General features: G+C 68.5%; 9 protein-coding genes (1 of these 9 only partly in view). 7 read left to right on the forward strand and 2 right to left on the reverse strand.

Annotated features, from left to right (window positions below; genetic code table 11):
• The 7 genes from mbhE to mnhG are packed head-to-tail and all read left to right on the forward strand — an operon-like array spanning position 1 to position 5,769.
• On the forward strand, positions 1-2,274 hold the full coding sequence (gene mbhE, locus NLX83_RS34350; protein WP_254239419.1) for a hydrogen gas-evolving membrane-bound hydrogenase subunit E: 2,274 nt from the start codon (positions 1-3) through the stop codon (positions 2,272-2,274).
• Positions 2,271-2,762, forward strand: a complete 492-nt coding sequence (locus tag NLX83_RS34355; RefSeq protein ID WP_254239420.1) for an MnhB domain-containing protein — start codon at positions 2,271-2,273, stop codon at positions 2,760-2,762. Before mbhE ends, NLX83_RS34355 begins: the two co-directional genes overlap by 4 nt.
• Positions 2,759-3,148: a Na(+)/H(+) antiporter subunit C gene (locus NLX83_RS34360; RefSeq protein WP_254239421.1), complete on the forward strand. Its 390-nt coding sequence runs from the start codon at positions 2,759-2,761 to the stop codon at positions 3,146-3,148. Before NLX83_RS34355 ends, NLX83_RS34360 begins: the two co-directional genes overlap by 4 nt.
• Entirely contained in the window at positions 3,145-4,674 is a 1,530-nt protein-coding gene (locus NLX83_RS34365) for a Na+/H+ antiporter subunit D (protein ID WP_254239422.1), read from the forward strand. Before NLX83_RS34360 ends, NLX83_RS34365 begins: the two co-directional genes overlap by 4 nt.
• Positions 4,671-5,153, forward strand: a complete 483-nt coding sequence (locus NLX83_RS34370) for a Na+/H+ antiporter subunit E (protein ID WP_254239423.1) — start codon at positions 4,671-4,673, stop codon at positions 5,151-5,153. Before NLX83_RS34365 ends, NLX83_RS34370 begins: the two co-directional genes overlap by 4 nt.
• Positions 5,150-5,416: a monovalent cation/H+ antiporter complex subunit F gene (locus tag NLX83_RS34375; protein WP_254239424.1), complete on the forward strand. Its 267-nt coding sequence runs from the start codon at positions 5,150-5,152 to the stop codon at positions 5,414-5,416. Before NLX83_RS34370 ends, NLX83_RS34375 begins: the two co-directional genes overlap by 4 nt.
• Positions 5,413-5,769, forward strand: a complete 357-nt coding sequence (gene mnhG, locus NLX83_RS34380) for a monovalent cation/H(+) antiporter subunit G (RefSeq protein WP_254239425.1) — start codon at positions 5,413-5,415, stop codon at positions 5,767-5,769. The genes NLX83_RS34375 and mnhG overlap by 4 nt, the downstream gene beginning before the upstream one ends.
• On the opposite strand, the gene NLX83_RS34385 is transcribed toward mnhG, so the two are convergent.
• On the reverse strand, positions 5,714-6,925 hold the full coding sequence (locus NLX83_RS34385) for an MFS transporter (RefSeq protein WP_254239426.1): 1,212 nt from the start codon (positions 6,923-6,925) through the stop codon (positions 5,714-5,716). The genes mnhG and NLX83_RS34385 overlap by 56 nt on opposite strands.
• A protein-coding gene (locus tag NLX83_RS34390; protein ID WP_254239427.1) for a non-ribosomal peptide synthase/polyketide synthase crosses the window boundary here: on the reverse strand, positions 6,922-19,829 show its 3' portion. It continues 6,211 nt past the right edge of the window; 12,908 of the gene's 19,119 nt are visible here — the last part of the coding sequence; its start codon lies off the right edge, out of view; its stop codon occupies positions 6,922-6,924. The genes NLX83_RS34385 and NLX83_RS34390 overlap by 4 nt, the downstream gene beginning before the upstream one ends.

A 19,829-nucleotide genomic window follows, 5' to 3' on the forward strand; every position in this document is an offset into this window, starting at 1 on the left:
GTGTTGATCCTGATCGCCGCGCATTTCCTCGTCGCCGCACTGCTTCCCGCCGTCGCCGCGCGCTGGGGCCGGGCCGCGTTCGTCGTGGCCACCCTGCCGCCCGCGGCCGCGCTCGTGACCGCGGTGTCCTGGTCGGCGACCGTCCTCAATGGAGCCCCGCCCACGGAGTCGCTGAGCTGGGCGCCGACGATCGGGCTCGACCTGACGCTGCGGCTGGACCCGCTCGCGCTGCTGATGATCGTCCTGGTGTCCGGGGTCGGCGCGCTGGTCTTCGTCTACTACGCGGCCTACACCCCGCCCGAAGGCATCGGGCGGCACTCGGCGCTGCTGGTGGTCTTCGCGGGATCGATGTTCGGGTTGGTCACCGCCGACGACGTGTTCTCCCTCTACGTCTTCTGGGAGTTCACCACCGTCTGCTCCTTCCTGCTGGTCGGCGGGCTCGGGCTGACCAGGGCCGCGCGCCGCTCGGCCACGCAGGCGCTGCTGGTCACCGGGTTCGGCGGGCTGGCGATGCTGCTCGGGCTGATCCTGCTCGGCACCGCCGCGGGCACGTTCCGGATCTCCGCGATCGTGGCGTACCCGCCGTCCGGCGCGGTGGTCGAGGTCGCGGTCGTCCTGCTGCTCGTCGGCGCGCTGACGAAGTCCGCCCAGGTGCCGTTCCACCCGTGGCTGCCCGCGGCGATGGTCGCGCCGACGCCGGTCAGCGCCTACCTGCACGCCGCCGCGATGGTGAAGGCGGGCGTGTACCTCGTCGCCCGGTTCGCGCCCGGCTTCGCGGACCTGCCCGCGTGGTGGATTCCCTTGGTGGTGCTGGGTTCGTGGACGATGGTGCTCGGCGGTGTCCGGGCGCTGCGGGAGCACGACCTGAAGAAGCTGCTGGCGTTCGGCACGGTCAGCCAGCTCGGTTTCCTGATCGTGCTGCTGGGCGTCGGTGAGCACGTCGCGGCTGTCGCGGGCGCGACGATGGTGCTGGCGCACGGGTTGTTCAAGTCCGCGTTGTTCCTCGCGGTCGGTGTGATCGACAAGCGCACCGGCACCAGGGACGTCCGGGAGCTCTCCGGGCTGGGCGCGCGGTGGCCGGCGTTCACCGGCTTCGTCGTGCTCGCGGCGGCGTCCATGGCCGGCGCGCCACCGCTGCTGGGCTTCGTCGGGAAGGAAGCCGCGTTCGAGGCGCTGCTGGGGGAGCCGTTCGTGCTCGCCGTCCTGGTGCTCGGTTCGGCGTTGACGGTCGCGTACAGCCTGCGTTTCCTCATCGGCGCGTTCGGCAGCAAACCCGGAGTATCCCTTGTGGACAGTGAGAAGCCGGGAGCGGTGCTCGCCGGGCCGGTGGTGATCCCCGCGCTGGCCGGGCTCGTGTTGGCCTTCGCGCCGGGCGTCGTCGAGCCGGTGATCGCGGGCTACGCGTCGGCGTATCCGGTCGCCGAACCGTATGGATTGGCTCTGTGGCACGGTTTCACGGTGCCGCTGCTGCTGTCGGCGGTGGTGCTCGGCGGTGGCTACCTGGTGCACCGCTTCGCCACCGGGCACCCCGGCAGGCTTCCCGAGGCGCTGCACGCGCAGACCGGCTACGACCGCGTGGTGATGGCCCTGGACAGCGTGGCGCGCGGGGTCACCGGCCGGTTGCAGGCCGGTTCGGTCCCGGTCTACCTGGGCGTGATCCTGGTGGTCGCGGTCGTGGTGCCCGGCGCGGGACTGCTCGCGGGCCTGACGCCGCTGCCGCGCACGCAGTGGTTCGACTCGTGGTTGCAGGTGCCGCTCGCCGTGGCTGTCCTCGTCGCCGCCGGGCTCGCCGTGCTGGCGCGGCGCAGGCTCACCGCGGTGCTGGTGACCGGCGTGATCGGCTACGGCATCGCCGCCCTGTTCCTGGTGGACGGCGGGCCGGACCTGGCGCTCGCGCAGTTCCTGGTGGAGTCGCTGACCCTGGTGGTGTTCGTCTTCGTGCTGCGCCGGATGCCGACGAGGTTCACCGAGGAGCGCCGCCCGCTGACCGAGGGCCGATGGGTGAAGGCCGTCGTCGCGTGCGTGGCGGGCACCTTCGTCGCGGTGTTGGCGGTGCTGTTCTCCGCCAACCGGGACGGCCTGCCCGAGGCGAGCGTGGAGTACATCCAGCGCGCCAAGGAGGACGCGGGGGCGAGCAACGTGGTGAACGCGATCATCGTGGACTTCCGCGCGTTCGACACGGTCGGCGAGATCGCGGTGCTCGCGGTCGCGGCGACCGGCGCGGCGAGCCTGATCCTGGCCTCGCAGCGGGCTCGGCGGAAGGCGGACCGATGAGCCGGGAACCGTGGTGGGAGTGGGACGCGCCGCGCGAGCGCTGGCTGCTCACCGAGCAGGACTGCAACGGCTGGCCGAGGTCGCTGCTGCTCGAGGTGTGCGCGCGGATCGTGTTCCCGACGGTGCTCGTGCTGTCGGTCTACCTGCTCTTCGCCGGGCACGACAACAGCGGCGGCGGATTCACCGGCGGGCTCGTGGCCGGGCTGGCGTTCGTGCTGCGCTACCTCGCGGGCGGCAAGGTCGAGCTGACCGCCGTGGTCCGGGTGCGCCCGCCGGTGGTGATCGGCGCCGGGCTGAGCATCGCGGTGATCACCGCGCTGGTGCCGACGCTGTTCGGGCTGCCGGTGCTCACCACGGACGTCTGGCAGTTCGGCCCGGTCAAGCTCGCAACCAGCCTGTTCCTGGACGTCGGCGTGTACCTGTTGATCGTGGGCGTGGTGGTCGACCTGCTCGGCACCCTCGGCGTGAGCCTGGAGGAGGACCGGTGACGATCAACATCACCATGGCGGTCCTGCTGGCCGGGCTCTACTCCGTGGGCTTCTACCTGTTGATGCAGCGCTCCCTGGTGCGGGTGATCCTGGGCATCGTCATCCTCGGCCACGGCGCCAACCTGTTCCTCCAGGGCGCGGGCGGACCGCCCGGAGTGCCGCCGTTCGCCGGGCTCGCCGCACCGGAGGTCATGGTCGACCCGTTGCCGCAGGCCATGGCGCTGACGGCGATCGTGATCACCTTCGCGCTGACCACCTTCCTGCTGGCGCTGGCTTTCCGGTCGTTCGTGCTGCTCGGGCACGACGAGGTGCAGGACGACGTGGAGGACCGCCGCGTCGGCACCACCGCCGAGCGCAACGACCTCGTGCAGGAGGCCGCCCCGTGAGCATCCTGGTCGCGCTCCCGGTCCTGCTGCCCCTGCTCGCGGCCGCGTTGTCGTTGGTGTTCAACACCTTCCCGCGAGTCCAGCGCGTGCTCGGCGTACTGGTGCTCTCGGCGATCGTGGTCGACGCGGCGGTGCTGCTGGCGCACGTCGACCGCGCGGGTCCGGTGGTGCTGCGGATGGGCGGCTACGGCCCGCCGATCGGGATCACCCTGGTCGCCGACCGGCTCTCGGCGTTGCTGCTGCTGGTTTCCGCCATCGTCACGCTGGCCGTGCTGGTCTTCTCGATCGGCCAGCGGATCACCGACTACGGCCGCGACACCGCGTCGAACACCTTCCACCCCATGTACCTCGTGCTGTGCGCGGGGGTCGCGCTCTGCTACGTCACCGGCGACCTGTTCACGCTGTTCGTCGGGTTCGAGATCATGCTGTCCGCGTCCTACGTGCTGATCACCAGGCGCACCACGGCACAGCGGGTCCGCGCGGGCATGACCTACGTGATCGTCAGCCTGACCTCCTCGCTGCTGTTCATCACGATGATCGCGCTGGTCTACGCGGCGACCGGCACGGTGAACCTGGCCGACCTCGCGGACAAGGTGGCCGCGCTGCCGCCGGGCATCCGGACCAGCCTCGGGTTGTTCACCGTGGTGGTGTTCGGCATCAAGGCCGCGTTGGTGCCACTGCACTTCTGGTTGCCGGACAGCTATCCCACCGCGCCCGCGCCGGTGACCGCGGTGTTCGCCGGGCTGCTCACCAAGGTCGGCGTGTACGCGCTGATCCGGACCCAGACGCTGATCTTCACCAGCGAGGCGATCTGGACGCTGCTGCTGGTGACCGCGCTGCTGACGATGCTCGTCGGAGCCCTGGGAGCGTTGGCGCAGAACGATATCAACCGGATGATGTCCTTCCTGCTGGTCAGCCACATCGGCTACATGCTCTTCGGTCTCGCGCTCTACACCGAGATCGGTCTGACCGGCGTGATCCTCTACGTGGTGCACCACATCACCGTGCAGGCTTCCCTGTTCCTGGTCGGCGGTCTGATCACGCGGCACACCGGGACCGTGTCGCTGCGCGCGATGTCGGGTGTTGCCACGGCTTATCCCTTGGTGGCCGTGCTGTTCGCCATTTCGGCGTTGAGCCTCGCGGGGGTGCCGCCGTTCTCGGGCTTCGTCGCGAAGATCGCGCTGCTGCGGGCGGGTGCGGAGTCGGCGACGTTCACCGCCTACCTGGTGACCGGTGGCGCGGTGCTGACCAGCCTGCTCAGCCTGTACGCGGTGACCAAGATCTGGGTCGGCGCGTTCTGGGGCGAGGCGCGGCCGCCGTACGAGGACCCCGATCCCACAGACGAGGTCACCGTGGGCACCGGGAACACCTCGCGCGGCATGGTCACCGCGACTGGGGCGCTCGTCGCGGCGGGGGTGGCGATCGCGGTCTTCGCCGGGCCGCTTGCCGGGGTCAGCGGGCGCGCCGCGAACGACCTGATCGACGGGAAGTCCTACCGCGAGGCCGTTCTGGGGGCCGCCCGATGATCTCGACGTTCGTCTGGCTGGTCGTGGTCTGGCTGATGCTGTGGGGCTCCGCCGACCTCGGGCTGGTGCTGCTCGGCGCGGTGGTGGCGGCGGGCGTGCTCCTGCTCTACCCGCTGCCGCCGGTGCGGTCGCGGGTGCTGCGGCGCCCGCACCGCCTGGTCGGGCTCGGGCTGTTCCTGGTGGCGGACCTGGTGATCTCCGGTATCCGGGTCGCGTGGGACGCGGCGCGGTACGGGCGGAAGGTGCGCGCGGCGGTGATCGCGGTGCCCGTGCTCTCCGACGAGGACTACGTGATCGCCACGGCGGCGAACCTGTTGTCGTTGGGGCCGGGCAAGTTCGTGCTCCAGCTCGATCGGCGGGAGCGGGTCTTCTACGTCTACGCCCTCGGGGTGCGCTCGGCCGCGGAGGTGGACCGCGCGCGGGCGGACGTGCTCGGCCTGCAACGCCGGGTGATCAAGGCATTCGGGGAGCCGGGATGAGCGTTGTCTTCACGATCACCTTCGGATTGCTGGTACTTGCCGGGATGCTGACGCTGGTCCGGCTCGTGCGCGGGCCGAGAACGCTGGACCGCGTCCTCGCGGTGGACGTCCTCGTGGTGCTGATCGCGTGCGGGGTCGCCGTGGAGATGGCGCAGTCGGGGCGGGCGATGAACATCGCGCTGTTGCTGGCGATCACTCTGCTGGGCTTCCTCGGTTCGATCGGCGCGGTCCGGCTCATCGAGGGCAGGAAGGACCAGCGATGAACGTGCTCTCCGCGGTCCTCCTGCTCAGCGGCGCGCTGTTCTGCGTGCTCGGCGCGGTGGGCATGCTGCGGCTGCCGGACGTGCCGAGCCGCCTGCAGGCGGCGACCAAACCGCAGACCCTGGGGCTGCTGCTGATCCTCGTGGGCACAGCACTGCGACTGCCCCCGTCGTACGCGGTCGGGTTGGCGTTGGTCGCACTGTTCCAGATGCTGACCGCGCCGGTGCTCTCGCAGTTCCTCGGGCGCGCTGCCTATCGCACGGGAGCCGTGGACGAGTCGACGCTGCTGTGCGACGACCTCAAGTCCGTGCGGGATAACGACGCAGAGTCGGGTTCAGCGTCACCAGGAGCGTGACCGCCGCGATCCCGCCCGTGCAGGTGAGCACGGCGGCGGTGGGCGGCAGCGCCGCGGCGAGCTGGCCGCCGATGAGGGAACCGAGGCCGAACGCGGCGCCGACCACGAGCGTGAGCACGCTGCCCAGCCTGCCGCGCAGCTCGTCCGGGGTGATCAGCATCTGGTGCGTGCTGATCGTGGTGTTCGCGGTCGGCGCGAGCAGGGCCATCAGTCCAAAAAGGACACCGATCAGATAGCCGCTGTCGAACAACAACGTCAACGGGGTCAGCAGCGTCACACCCCAGAACACGCCGACGATCGACAGGTACGGGCTCAACCGCTCGCACAGCGCGGGCGCGAACAGCGAGCCCACGATCCCGCCGACGCCCAGCATCGCCGCCATGACGCCCAGCTCCGCCTCGGGGATTCCTTTCCCGTGCGCCAGCACCAGGACGACCAGGTAGAAGCCCGCGAAGAACATGTTCAGCACGGCCGCGCAGATCGTGGTCACGCGGATCTCCTTGCGCTGCCACACCCACCGCAGCCCTTCGGCGATCTCCCGGCCGAGGTGCGGCTTCTCGGTGCTGACGCGTTCGCGCGCGGGAACGCGGAGGAACAGCAGCGCGAAGAAGCCGATCACATGCGTGATCATGTCCAGCAGGAAGGGAAAGGTCCTGTTCAGTCCATAAAGGACACCGCCGAGCGCCTTGCCGCCCGAGTCGCCGAGCGCGCTGCGCGCCGCGTTGAGCCCGATCGCCGTGGAGAGCTGGTTCTCCGCGACGAGGTTCGGCAGGCACGCGTCCTCGGCGGGCTCGAACAGCGCGCGGCAGATGCCCATCACCGCCGCGACCGCGACCAGGTGCGGTACCGGCACGACGTCCCAGAACAGCCCCGCGACCAGGCTGCCGAGCGAGACCGCCTGTGCCGCCTCGCACCACACCATGATCTTCTTGCGGTCCCAGCGGTCGACCAGCGCGCCCGCGGGCAGGCCGACCAGCACCTGGCCGAGCGACTCCACCGCGACGATCGCGCCCGCGACCACCGGCGAGCCGGTGATCACCAGCGCCAGCAACGGGAACGCGAACGACGTCGCGCTGAAGCCGACCTCGGCCAGGGCCTGGCTGCTCCACAGGATCGTGTAGTTCCTGTTGCGGGACAGGGGAACTGTCGTGGTCATCGGCAGTCCTCAGCGATCCCGCGCAGTGCGGCTCCGAAGTCGGCGGCTACCTCGGCGACCGCCTCCGTGTCGTGGCAGTACCAGGAGAAGCCGAGCACCCCGTCGGAGACCTCGCCGACCACGTCGACCTGGTGCCCGCCGCCGTCGCGGGGATCGAGGTCGGCGCCGATCGAGGGAAGCGCGGTCCGGTACAGGCTGTGCTCGGCGTCCTGGGCCTTGGAGTCGAACTGGCCCAGGTAGTTGAACGAGATCTGCGGTCCGGTTCCGCTTTCCGGCATTCCGCCGAGGTATCGGAGTGCTCCGTAGCCGAACCCGTTGCCCGGCACCTTGCGCAGCTGTTTGCGCACCGACTTCACCAGCTCCCGCCAGCCGCCTTCGGGCACGGTCAGCGTGACGGGGTACACCGTGGTGAACCAGCCGACCGTGCTGCTCAGGTCCACCCCGTCCAGCACGTCCTCCCGACCATGTCCTTCCAGGACAATGGAAACGCGCTTCTCACCGGTCCACCGCGACAGTGCCCAAGCGAGCGCCGCCAGCAGCACGTCGTTGATCCGTGTGCGGTAGGCGGTGGGTGCGCCGCGCAGCAGCGCTTCGGTGTCCTCCGCGCTGAGCAGCACCGGGACCGCGCCCGGCTCGCCTTGGTGGACTGGAAGTTCGGCGGCGTCCATGGCGGAGGCCCAGTACGCGCGCTCGTGGTCGAGTCCGCCCTGAGCGACGAACTCTTCGAGCCGCCGCGACCAGTCGCGGAATGACGTGGTCTTCCCGCCCAGGTCGATCTTCTCGCCGCGAAGTGCCTGGTGGTATGCCTTGTCGAGGTCGTCCAGCAGGATTCGCCACGACACGCCGTCCACGACGAGGTGGTGCGCGACGAGGAAGAGCTTTTCGTCGTCGAACAGCACCGCCTTGAACAGCGGTCCGGTGCCGAGGTTGAAACTCGCGTGCACCTCGTCGGCGACGGCCTCCATGTCGTCCTTTGTAGACAGTGTGAGGATGTCGACCGGGTTCACCTCGGCGTTGTACTGGTGCCACTGGCCGTCGCGCTGTTCGAACCGCATGCGCAGCGCGTCGTGGTGTGCCAGCAAGGCGTTCAGGGCTTGGCGGAGCGCGTCCACATTCGGTCGGTCCGCTAGCTCCACGAAGTGGGACTGGTTGAAGTGGTGCGGATTCACGCGGTCCGAGCCGAAGAACCAGTGCTGGATCGGCGTCAACGGGACATCGCCCACCACGTCCGCCCGGTCGGCTTCGTCCTTGAGCGGCTGGACGTGCGGGGCGAGCGCGCCGATCGTCTGGTGCAGGAACAACTCCTTGGTGGCCAGGCGGAGTCCGGCCTGCCGCGCCCGCGCGGACACCTGGATGCTGAGGATGGAGTCGCCGCCGAGGCTGAAGAAGTTGTCCGCCACGCCGACCCGCTCCAACCCGAGCACATCCGCCCAGATCTCGGCCAACGTGGCCTCGACGGGAGTGCTCGGTGCGACGTACTCCGCCTGCGCCGTGCTCAGATCCGGCTCCGGCAACGCCCTTCGATCCAGCTTCCCGTTCGTCGTCATCGGCAGCTCGTCGAGCACCACGAACGCGGCGGGCACCATGTACTCCGGCAGCGACTCGGCGAGGTGCTCGCGCAGCCCCGCGCTGTCGCCGACCACGTACGCGACCAGGCGGTTGGCTTGGGCGATCACCGCTGCCTGGGTCACCGATGGGTGGGCGAGGAGAGCGGTTTCGATCTCGCCCAGTTCGATGCGGAAGCCCCGGACCTTGACCTGTTCGTCGGCGCGGCCCACGAAGTGCAGGTCTCCAGCGAGGCTCCACCGGACGATGTCGCCGGAGCGGTACATGCGCGAACCGGACTCGAAGGGGTTGGCGACGAAGCGTTCCGCGGTCAGGTCCGGCCGCGAGAGGTAGCCGCGTGCCAGGCCGTCCCCGGCGACGTACAGCTCACCGGGAACCCCGATCGGCACCGGGTTGAGCGCGGCGTCGAGCACGTAGACCCGGGTGTTCGGGATCGGCTTGCCGATCGGCGGGAGCGCACCGGGCACGAGGGGCTCGCTCCACGTCGTGACCACTGTGGACTCTGTCGGCCCGTATGCGTTGATCATGTGGCGTCCGGGAGCCCACGTCGAGGTCAGCTCCGCCGAACACGCGTCTCCGCCGACGACCAGTGTTCGCAACGATGGAAGATCATCGTCCACAGTGGCCAGTGCGACGGGTGGGATCAGCGCGTGGGTGACGCCGTGCGTGTTGATCACCTCGGCGAGCTGGTCACCGAGGAGTGGGCCGGGCGGAGGCACCACGAGCGCGGCGCCGACCGGCAACGACATGCACAACTCCAGCACGGAAGCGTCGAAGCTGGGGGAGGAGAACTCCAGCACGCGGTCACCCGCACGCACATCGAAGCGTTCCGCCTCGGCCGCCGAGAAGCTGGCGAGGCCGCGGTGCGAGACGACAACACCCTTGGGGCGCCCCGTCGAACCCGATGTGTAGATCACGTACGCCGCGTTGTCCGGCTGCGGACGAACGTCCAGATCGGAATCGTCCATTGTGGACGCTTCTTCGACGTTGTCGAGGACAAATACCGGGTTCGCGTCGGCGAGCATGAACTCGATCCGCTCGGCCGGGTAAGCCGGGTCGACGGGTAGGAACGCCGCGCCGGTCTTCGCCACGGCCAGCTCCGCGATGATGATGTCCACCGAGCGGGGCAGCATGACCGCGACGATCCGCTCTGGCCCGGCACCTTGCGTGATCAGATGCCTGGCCAGGCGGTTCGCTCGCGCGTTGAGGTCGGAGAAGCTCATCCAGCCGCCGTCGAACACCAGCGCGGGTTCGTCCGGTGTCCTGTCGACCTGTGCTTCCACCAGCTCTGCGAAGGTCATCGGCTCGATCTCACGCTCAGTGTCGTTCCACGTGGTGATGAGGCGGCGCTCTTCGTGTTCGGTGAGCACGGGGAGTTGGGACAACGGACGATCTGGGTTCGCGGCGATGCCTTGCAGCACAACGGAGAGCTGATCAGCCAGCCGCTGGACCGTGGCGTGGTCGAACAGGTCCGCGTTGTAGTTGATCACACCGGTGAGACCGGGCTCGTAGAACTCCACGGTGAGGTCGAGGCTTGCCGAGGTCACGGGCAGCTCGACGTCTTCGGCCTCCAGACCCAGCAGTCCCTCGGCGTGGCCAGGCAGGTTCTGCAGCACCACCATCGCCTGGAACAGCGGCGTCCTGCTGGTGTCGCGGTCCGGTTGCACGGCGTCGACGACGCGCTCGAACGGGACGTCCTGGTTGGCGAAAGCGTCGAGCACCGTTTCCTTGACACCGCCGAGGAACTCCGTGAACGTCCTCTCTGAGTCCACAATGGACCGCAGCGTGAGGGTGTTGACGAAGAACCCGACCAGCCGCTCCAACTCCGCGCGCTCGCGGCCGGAGGCGACCGTGCCGACCGCGACGTCGCGCTGGCCGGACCAGCGGTGGAACAACACCTTGCACGCGGCGACCAGCACCATGAACAGCGTGCCGTCCTGGCGCCGCGCCAAGTCCCGGAGCTGATCGGCTCCAGGCACGACGAACTCCACGTTGCCGCCGTTGGTCGTGTGCACAGCGGGACGAGGCCGGTCGGTCGGCAGTTCCAGTGGTGCGACGCCGTCGAGCTGCCGCTTCCAGTAACCGAGCTGCGTCTCCAGCACATCGGCCCGACCGCGCTGCCACGCGGCGAAGTCGGCGTACTGCACCGGGAGCTCCGACAGTCGCGCTCGCACACCCAGAAGCTCGGCCCGGTACAGCTCGGCCAGATCACCCGTGATCACGCCGCCGGACCAGCCGTCGGTGACGATGTGGTGCATGGTCAGCGCGAGCACGTGCTCCCGCGGATCGGTGCGGAACAGCACGGCGCGCAGGAGCGGCCCAGTGGTGAGGTCGAACGGTTTCGTGCTCTCCTCCGCGAGCGCGGCGTCGAGGTCATTCGTGTCGATCACCGGAATCCGGATGGGCTCCGGCGGGTGGATTCGCTGGACTCCGCGTCCGTCCACGGCTTCGAACGTCGTGCGCAGCGACTCGTGCCGGGCGACCAGCCTCGACATCGCGCGGCTCAACGCGGCGACGTCCAGGTCACCACGCAGGCGGACAGCGAGCGGCGTCAGGTACTCCGTGCTGTCCGGATCGAAGTCGTTGAGGAACCACAGCCGTTGCTGCGCAAAGGAAAGCGGCAGGTTCGCGTCGCGGGGCACGATCGGGATCGCCTCCGCCGCGGTGTGCCCGGTGATCGCGGCGGTCAGCTCGGCGACCGTGGGGTTGCTGAACAGCTCGCGCGGGGAGATCTCCACGTCGAAGGCCGCGCGCACGCGTGACGTGACCCGGATGCTCAGGATCGAGTCGCCGCCGAGCGTGAAGAAGTTGTCGTTCACCCCGACCGCCGTGCCCAGCACCTCCGCCCAGATCTCGGCCATGGTGCGCTCTTCGTCCGTGCGCGGAGCCACCCCGCTCGCCGCCTCCCGCTCCGGCGCGGGCAGGGCCCTACGATCCAACTTCCCATTCGCACTCATCGGCAGCTCGTCCAACACCACGAACGCCGACGGCACCATGTACTCCGGCAACGTGCTCTTCAAGTACTCGCGCACGTCTTCGACAATCATTCCCAATGACGCGTTTGGTGCGTTAGATTCCCTGAATGAGTCATTGGGGGAGTTAGAGGCCCTGAATGACTCATTCAGGGAGTTAGACGCACCAAACGCGGCGTTGATCTTGGGGGTTAGGTAGGCGACCAGGCGTTTGGTGTCGGGGGTGGGGGAGTGGGCGATGACGGCGGCTTGGGAGATGGAGGGGTGGGTTAGGAGGGCGGTTTCGATCTCGCCCAGTTCGATGCGGAATCCGCGGATCTTGACCTGGTCGTCGGCGCGGCCTACGAAGTGCAGGTCTCCGGCAAGGCTCCAGCGGACGATGTCACCGGTGCGGTACATGCGCGAACCCGGCTCGAAGGGGTTGGCGACGAAGCGCGAAGCGGTGAGGGCCGGACGCGAGAGATAACCGCGGGCGAGGCCGACACCCGCGACGTACAGCTCACCGGCGACACCGGGCGGCACGGGCCGAAGCGCGGAGTCCAGCACGTACGCGCGGGTGTTGCGGATCGGGCCGCCGATCGCCGGAACAGCGCCGGGAACGAGTGCGGAACTCCACGTCGACACCACGGTCGCCTCGGTCGGCCCGTACGCGTTGATCATGCGGCGACCCGGGGCCCACCGCGCAACCAGCTCGGCCGAGCATGCGTCACCGCCGACGACCAACGTCCGCAACGACGGCAGATCACTGTCCACAGTGGCCAGTGCGACAGGCGGGATCAGCGCGTGCGTCACGCCACGAGAGTTGATCACGTCGGAGAGCTGGGAGCCGACGAGCGGGCCGGGCGGCGGAACAACAAGGGAAGCGCCCGCGGTGAGCGACATGCAGAGCTCCAGCACGGACGCGTCGAAGCTCGGCGAGGAGAACTCCAGCACCCGATCGCCCGGAGAGACATCGAAGTGTGAGACCTCGGCGGAAGCGAAGCTGGCCAGGCCCGCGTGGGAGACCGCGACGCCCTTCGGCCTGCCCGTGGAACCCGACGTGTAGATCACGTACGCCGTGTTCGACGGATGCAGTTCGACCACGGGATCGCTGTCGTCGTCGGAGAGCGAGTCCAGATCCCGCGGCGTCAGCACCGCCAGTGGACTCGCGTCCTCCAGCATGAACGCGATGCGCTCAGCCGGATAATCGGGATCGATCGGCAGGTAGGCGGCGCCCGCCTTCATCACGGCGAGCTGCGCGACGATGATGTCCACCGAGCGCGGCAACAAGAGAGCGATCAGCTTCTCCGGCCCGGCGCCCAAAGAGATCAGCTTGTGCGCCAGACGGTTCGCGCGTGCGTTGAGGTCCGAATAGGACAGTGCCTCATCGCTCACCACCGCGACAGCGGACGGAGTCCGTGAGACCTGAGCCCGGAACAACGAAGGGAACGTTGCCGGAGCCACGTCGTGGGCGGTGGCGTTCCATTCGACCAGAACGCGTGTGCGCTCCTCGGCCGACATCCACGGCAGCTCGCCGAGCGGGCGGTCCGGGTTCTCCGCGATCCCCGTCAGCAGCAGCTCCAAGCGCCCCGCGAGTGTGTCCATAGTGGACGAATCGAAGAGCTTGGGGTCATAGGCCAGCTCGATCCGGAGCACCGGGTTGTCGTCGTCCAGGTAGGCCGCGACGCTGAGCGGGAAGTTGGTGATGTCCAAGCCCTCCGCCGCGCCGAGCCGCGGAGCGCCGTCCAGGTCACCGCCGCTCATCGGGTAGTTCTCGAACGCCAGCATGCTGTCGAACAGCCGCACGCCACCGACGATGCTCTGGAGCTGGGCCAGCGACACGAAGTCGAACCGCCGCGACTCGCTCTGCCCGATCTGCAACGCCCGCAGCCACGCGAGCGTGTTCTCGTTGTCCCGCACGCCAACCCGGGTCGGCACGGTGTTGATGAACATGCCGACGATCGACTCGGCGCCGGGAAGTTCGGCGGGGCGTCCGGACACCGTCGTGCCGAACACGACGTCCTGTTCACCGCTGTAGCGGGCCAGCAACAGCGCCCACGCGCCCTGCACCAGCGTGTTCACCGTCAGCCCACCGGAGCGCGCGACCGCGTTGAGCTTGTCGGCCTGGAGGGACAGCCGCACCGAAGCCGTGGATTCCGAGCGGTGCGCGTCCACCGGCGCGCGGTCGAAGGGCAGCGCGGTCGGGGTCTCGAAGCCCTCCAAGACGCGGCGCCAATGCTCCGACGCCGCCGAAGTGGACTGCTCACCGAGCCACCGGAGATAGTCGGAGAACGGCCGTCGTGACGCAGGGGAGGGCTTGCCGACGTACTCTTCGATGACCTCGCCGAAAACCTGCGACGTGCTCCACCCGTCCAGCAGGATGTGGTGCGAAGTCCACAGTAGATCGATCTCGTCGTCGGAGACGCGGCCGATCGTGAGCCGCATGAGCGGCGCGGCCGTCATGTCCATACCGGCGGAGCGGTCGGCCTCGACGTCGACCTCCGAGTAGCTGATCGGCAGCGTCACATCGCGGTGCACGACCTGGAGTGGTTCGTCCACGCCTTCCCACACCACGGACGTGCGCAGGATCGGGGTGCGGTCGACGACGCGTTGCCACGCCTCGCCCAGCAACCGTGGGTCGGAGACGCCGGACAACCGCATCCTGGTCTGGTTGAAGTAGGCGGTGGTGTCCGTGTCCACCAAGCTGTGGAACAACATTCCCGCCTGCAAAGGCGTCAGCGGGTAGATGTCCTCGACATCGCCGATCGCGTCGACCTGGTCCTGGGTGAGCTTCGCCAGCGGGAAGTCCGACGGCGTGCGGCCACTAACTCCTGGCTGGGCGCAGTGCTCGATGATCTCCCGCAGCGCCCGCACCATCGCTTCGGCGACGCGCCGCACCGTGGCTTCGTCGTGGACCTCGGCGGAGTACTCCCAGTCGAGCCGGAGCACGCCGTCCTCGACGCCACCGGTGATGTCGAGCAGGTGCCCGCGCTCGGCGTCATCAGGCTGGTTCTGCCCGATTTCCGCGCAGCGAGCGCGAATCAGGCCGCTTCCCTCATCGCCCACGCCGAACGAGCCGTGGTAGTTGAAGCAGATCTCCGGCAGCTCGTGCCGGTTGAGACCGCCCCGGAGGTAGCGCAGCGCCTCGAAGCTGAGGCCGCGGTGCGGGATCGCCCGGAGCTGTTCCTTGACGGACTTGAGCGTCGGACCCCAGCCCTCGTCGGGGATGACCAGCGCGACCGGGAACTGGCTGGTGAACCAGCCGATCGTGCGCGAGAGGTCGACACCGTCCAAGATCTCCTCGCGGCCGTGTCCCTCCAGCGTGATCCGTGCGGTGTTCGAGCCCGTCCAGTCCGCGACAGCCCGGCCGAGCGCGCTCAGCAGCACGTCGTTCACCTGCGTCCGGTAGACGCCAGGAACGTTGTGCAGCAACGCGTTCGTCTCATCCTCGGTCAGGCTGACGGAGACGCCACGCGCTGTGCCGACCGTGTTACCACCGTTGTGGTCGACCGGGATCGGCTCGGCTTCGGGCAGTGCCGACCAGTGGGGTAGAGCGTCGTCCAGCTGTCCACTGTGGACGTGCTCGGCGAGGAGCTTCGCCCAGCCCCGGAAGCTCGTGCTCTTGACGCCGAGGTCGACGGTCTTGCCCTCGGCGGCCTGGGCATAGGCCGTCTCCAGGTCCTCCAGCAGGATTCGCCACGACACACCGTCGATCACGAGGTGGTGTGCCGCAATGAACAGACGCGGCGCCGGTTCACGGAACAGGATCACTAGGAACAACCGTCCATCATGGACGTCCATAGTGGACTGAATGGTGTACGCGTCGCCGTCGATGGACAGCACGTCGTAGTCGTCGCCGAGGTCCTGGCTCAGCCCGTTGAACCGGCTGCGCAGTGCTTCGTGGTGGTGCGCCACAGCGGACAACGCGGTCCGCAGCGCGTCCTCGTCGACGTCGGGAGCCAGCTCGACGTGCATGGACATCGTGTAGTGCTTCGCCGGGTCCTGTGTCGCGAAGAACCACTGCTGGATCGGCGTCAGCGGCACCGGGCCGGTGATCACCTCGTCGACGCGTTCGGCCACCACGTCCGGGGTGACCCCGACCGCGAGTTCGGCGATGGTCTGCCGGAGGAAGATGTCCTTCGACGTGACCCGCAATCCCGCCTGCCGCGCCCGTGACACCACCTGCATGCTCAGGATGGAGTCGCCGCCGAGGCCGAAGAAGTTGTCCCGCGCGCCGACCCGCTCGACCCCGAGCACATCGGCCCAGATCGCCGCGAGCTGTGCCTCGACCCCCGCTTCGGGCTCGACGAAGCCGATAACGGACTGTGCCTCCACGTCGGGCAGCGCGCGTCGGTCGATCTTCCCGCTCGGAGTGAGCGGCATCTGGTCCAGCGCCACGAAGACGCTGGGGATCATGTACTCCGGCAGCGTCCGCGCGAGGTGATCACGCAGGTCCTCGCCTGACGTGGTGTAGGCGAGGAGACGGTTCTCGCGTGCCACCACCGCCGCCTCGGTGACGGAGGGGTGGGCGAGGAGCGCGGTTTCGATCTCGCCGAGTTCGATGCGGTGGCCACGGATCTTGACCTGGTTGTCGGTGCGGCCGAGGTAGTCGAGAACACCTGACGCGGTCCAGCGGACGCGGTCGCCGGTGGCGTACATACGCGATCCGGGCTCGAAGGGGTTGGCGACGAAGCGGGACGCGGTCAGACCTGGGCGGTTGAGATAGCCGCGAGCGAGTTGGACACCGGCCAGGTACAGCTCGCCGGGGACTCCGATCGGTGTCGGGCGCAGCGAGCCGTCGAGCACGTATGCCTGGAGGTTGCGGAGCGGACGGCCGATCACGGGCCGCTCCCCGGCCAAACGCGTGGACACCGCGTCCACGGTGACTTCGGTGGGACCGTAGTAGTTGTAGGTGGTCGTGGTGTCCATAGTGGACAACTCGCGCCACAGTGGTTCGCTGACCGCCTCGCCACCGAGGGACAGGATCTTCGGCTTGTGCTGCCCCGAGAGCAGGCCCGCCGGGATCAGCTGCTGTGCGTACGACGAGGTGAGGTCCAGGAAGTCGATCTCACAGCGCTGGACGTACTCGGCGAACAGGTGCGGTTCCATGCGGACGGAGTCGGAGATCACGTGCAACTCGTGGCCGTCCGCGAGGAGCACGAGACCTTCGAGTGACGTGTCGAAGGAGAACACCGCGGACAGTGCGACTCTCAGCCGTTCTCCGCCGGCATCGGCCACGAAGTCGTTGCGGTGGCTGACAAGCAGGTTCACCAGGCCCGCGTGCGCGACCACCACGCCCTTTGGCTTGCCGGTCGAGCCCGAGGTGTAGATGACGTAGGCGGCGTGCTCGGGAAGCGGGTCGGCCAGCGGCGTGTCCGGCTCATCGGAGCAGTCAGGGAGCTCCATCAGCACCAGTTCGGGCCGGGCGTCGGCAAGCATGAACTCGATGCGCTCGGCGGGCAGCTTCGGGTCGATCGGCAGGTACGCCGCGCCCGCCTTCTGCACCGCGATGATCGCGATCACCATGTCCGCGGAGCGCGGCAGGCGCAGTGCGACGATCTTCTCCGGCCCCGCCTCCCGACGAACGAGCCGGTGGGCAAGGCGGTTCGTGAGCGCGTCCAGCTCCGCGAAGCTGTAGCGCTGCTCCTCGAACACCAGCGCCGTGGCGTCCGGGGTGCGAGCGGCCTGGGCCTGGAACATCGCGGGGAAGGTCGACTTCGGCACTTCGAGAGCTGTGGAGTTCCACGTCGTCAGAACGCGCGTGCGCTCGGACTCGGTCATCAGCGGCAGGGCGGAGAGCGGGCGGTCCGGGTCGGCGGCGATCGCGGTCAGCAGGACGACGAGGTGTTCGGTGAACCGCGCGATGGTCGGCTCGTCGAACAGTTCGGTGCTGTACTCGATGGCGCCCAGCAGGACGGGGCCGGCCTCCTGGAACTCCACGGTGATGTCGCATGTGGACGTCACGACGGGCAGCTGCACCTGGGAGACGTCGAGCCCGGCGAGGTCGGGAACCTCGCTGGCGGTGTTCTGGAGCAGCACCATGACGTCGAACAGCGGGTTGCGGCTCGGGTCGCGGTCGGGCTGGACCGCGTCGACCACGCGCTCGAACGGGACGTCCTGGCGCGCGAAGGAGTCCAGCACGGTGCGCCGGACTTCGCCGAGGAACGCGGTGAACGTGCTCGCAAGGTCCACAGTGGACCGAAGAACGAGCGTGTTGATGAACATGCCGATGACGCGCTCCAGCTCAGCGCGTTCCCGACCGGAGGCGGCGGTACCCACCGCGATGTCGTCCTGCCCGGAGTAGCGGGCGAACAACACCTTGCACGCGGCGAGCAAGGTCATGAACAGCGTGCCGTCCTGCGCGGTCCCGAGCCGCTTGAGCCGCGCGAGCACTTCTGCGGGCACCAAGAACTCGTACATCGCTCCGGCCGCTCCGCGCACGGCCGGACGGGTGTGATCAGTCGGTAGGTCAAGGGGTTCGAGGCCGGTCAGCTGCTTCTTCCAGAAGTCGAGCTGGTCGGCGGCGAGTACCTGCTCACGTTGCCACTGCGCGAAGTCGACGTACTGGAGCGGTAGTGCCGGCAGGTCGTGGCCCGCGTACAAGCTGCTCAGCTCGTCCGTGAGCACCGCGCCCGACCAACCATCGGTGATGATGTGGTGCAACACGATGAGCAGCACGTGGTCGTTGTCGCCGAGCCGCAACAGCCGCGTCCGGATCAGCGGCCCGCGACGCAGATCGAACGGGGTGCTGTTCTCCTCGATGAGGATTGCGTCAAGTTCTTCAGCGGTAGTGTCCTGTACCGGAACCCGGATCTCGAAGGGCTCGCGGACGATCTGAACGCCGTCATCGAAGACCGTGCGTAATGATTCGTGCCGCGCGACAAGTGCCGTGAGCGCGCTGTTGAGCGCTTCCACGTCGAGCGTGCCGCGCAGGCGGAGAGCTGTCGGCGAGATGTAGTCGGTGCTGTCCGGCTCGAACTGGTCGAGGAACCACAACCGTTGCTGCGCAAAGGACTGCGGCGCCCTGCCGTCTTCTGCGCGGGCGACGACCGGGATCGCCGCGGTCTTGGTCTTCGGCAGCGCCGCGGCCAGCCCGGCGACGGTCGGGTTGCGGAACACCGCGCGCGGGGACAGGTGCACCCCGAAGGCTTCGCGCAGCTTGGAGATCACGCGAATGCTCAGGATGGAGTCGCCGCCGAGGGAGAAGAAGTTGTCCTCAGCCCCGACCCGCTGCACACCGAGCACTTCGGTCCAGGCCCCGGCGATGACCCGCTCCGCCTCGTTCCGGGGCTCGACGTAAGCGGCGTCCGACTGTGCTTCGACGTCGGGGAGGGCGCGCCGGTCGATCTTCCCGCTCGGCGTGAGCGGCATCTTCTCCAGCACCACGAACGCCGACGGCACCATGTACTCCGGCAGCACCCCCACAAGATGTTCACGCAGCGTAGTTGTACCCAATGTGGCATTTGTTTCATTAGACGTAACCAATGCCACATTGGGTTCATTGGCGACCACGTGGGCGAGGAGGCAGTTATTACGAACGGTGACGGTTGCTTCGGTGACTGAGGGGTGGGCGAGGAGCGCGGTTTCGATCTCACCCAGCTCGATGCGGTGGCCGCGGATCTTGACCTGGTTGTCGTTGCGGCCCAAGTACTCCAGGGTGCCCGCAGTGGTCCAGCGGACGCGGTCGCCGGTGGCGTACATGCGCTCGTCCGGCTCGAAGGGGTTGGCGACGAAGCGGGACGCGGTGAGGCCGGGGCGGGAGAGGTAGCCGCGAGCCACCTGAGGCCCGGCGAGGTACAGCTCGCCCGGCACACATGGCGGAACCGGCCGCAGCGCGGAGTCCAGGACATACGCGCGGACATTCCGGATCGGTGTGCCGATGATAGGCGAGGCGTGGTCGGCGAGAGGGGCGCAGACAGCGTCCACTGTGGTCTCAGTGGGGCCGTAGTAGTTGTACCCGACGACATTCGACGAACGGATCTCGTTCCACAGTGGCGTATTGGTCGCCTCGCCGCCGAGCATCAGCGCGCGCAGCCCGGACCGCAGCAGTCCGGCCGCGATCAGCTGCTGCGCGTAGGACGGCGTGAGGTCCATGAAGTGGATACCACGCGAAGCCACGTAGTCGACGAGGGCAGGCGGATCGAAGCGCAGCTCGTCGTCGATGATGTGCAGTTCCTGCCCCGCGGCAAGGAAGATCGGGCCTTCCCACGAGGTGTCGAAGGAGAACACCGCCGTGACCGCGGCCTTCACCCGGCCGGGCTCCGCGAGCGGTGTGATCAGATCGCGGACGTGCCCGTGGTACAGGGTGGCCAGGTTGCCATGGGAGACAACGACGCCCTTGGGCTTGCCGGTCGAACCCGAGGTGTAGATGACGTACGCGGCGTTCT

Origin of the sequence: Allokutzneria sp. A3M-2-11 16, from assembly GCF_024213555.1 — a bacterium.
In the GTDB taxonomy this organism is placed as follows: domain Bacteria; phylum Actinomycetota; class Actinomycetes; order Mycobacteriales; family Pseudonocardiaceae; genus Allokutzneria.

Excerpts from the sequence above, each read along its gene's own strand:
- NLX83_RS34385 (WP_254239426.1), bottom strand. The coding sequence starts at position 6,925 with ATGACCACGACAGTTCCCCTGTCCCGCAACAGGAACTACACGATCCTG.
- mnhG (WP_254239425.1), top strand. The coding sequence starts at position 5,413 with ATGAACGTGCTCTCCGCGGTCCTCCTGCTCAGCGGCGCGCTGTTCTGC.
- NLX83_RS34355 (WP_254239420.1), top strand. The coding sequence starts at position 2,271 with ATGAGCCGGGAACCGTGGTGGGAGTGGGACGCGCCGCGCGAGCGCTGG.
- NLX83_RS34370 (WP_254239423.1), top strand. The coding sequence starts at position 4,671 with ATGATCTCGACGTTCGTCTGGCTGGTCGTGGTCTGGCTGATGCTGTGG.
- NLX83_RS34375 (WP_254239424.1), top strand. The coding sequence starts at position 5,150 with ATGAGCGTTGTCTTCACGATCACCTTCGGATTGCTGGTACTTGCCGGG.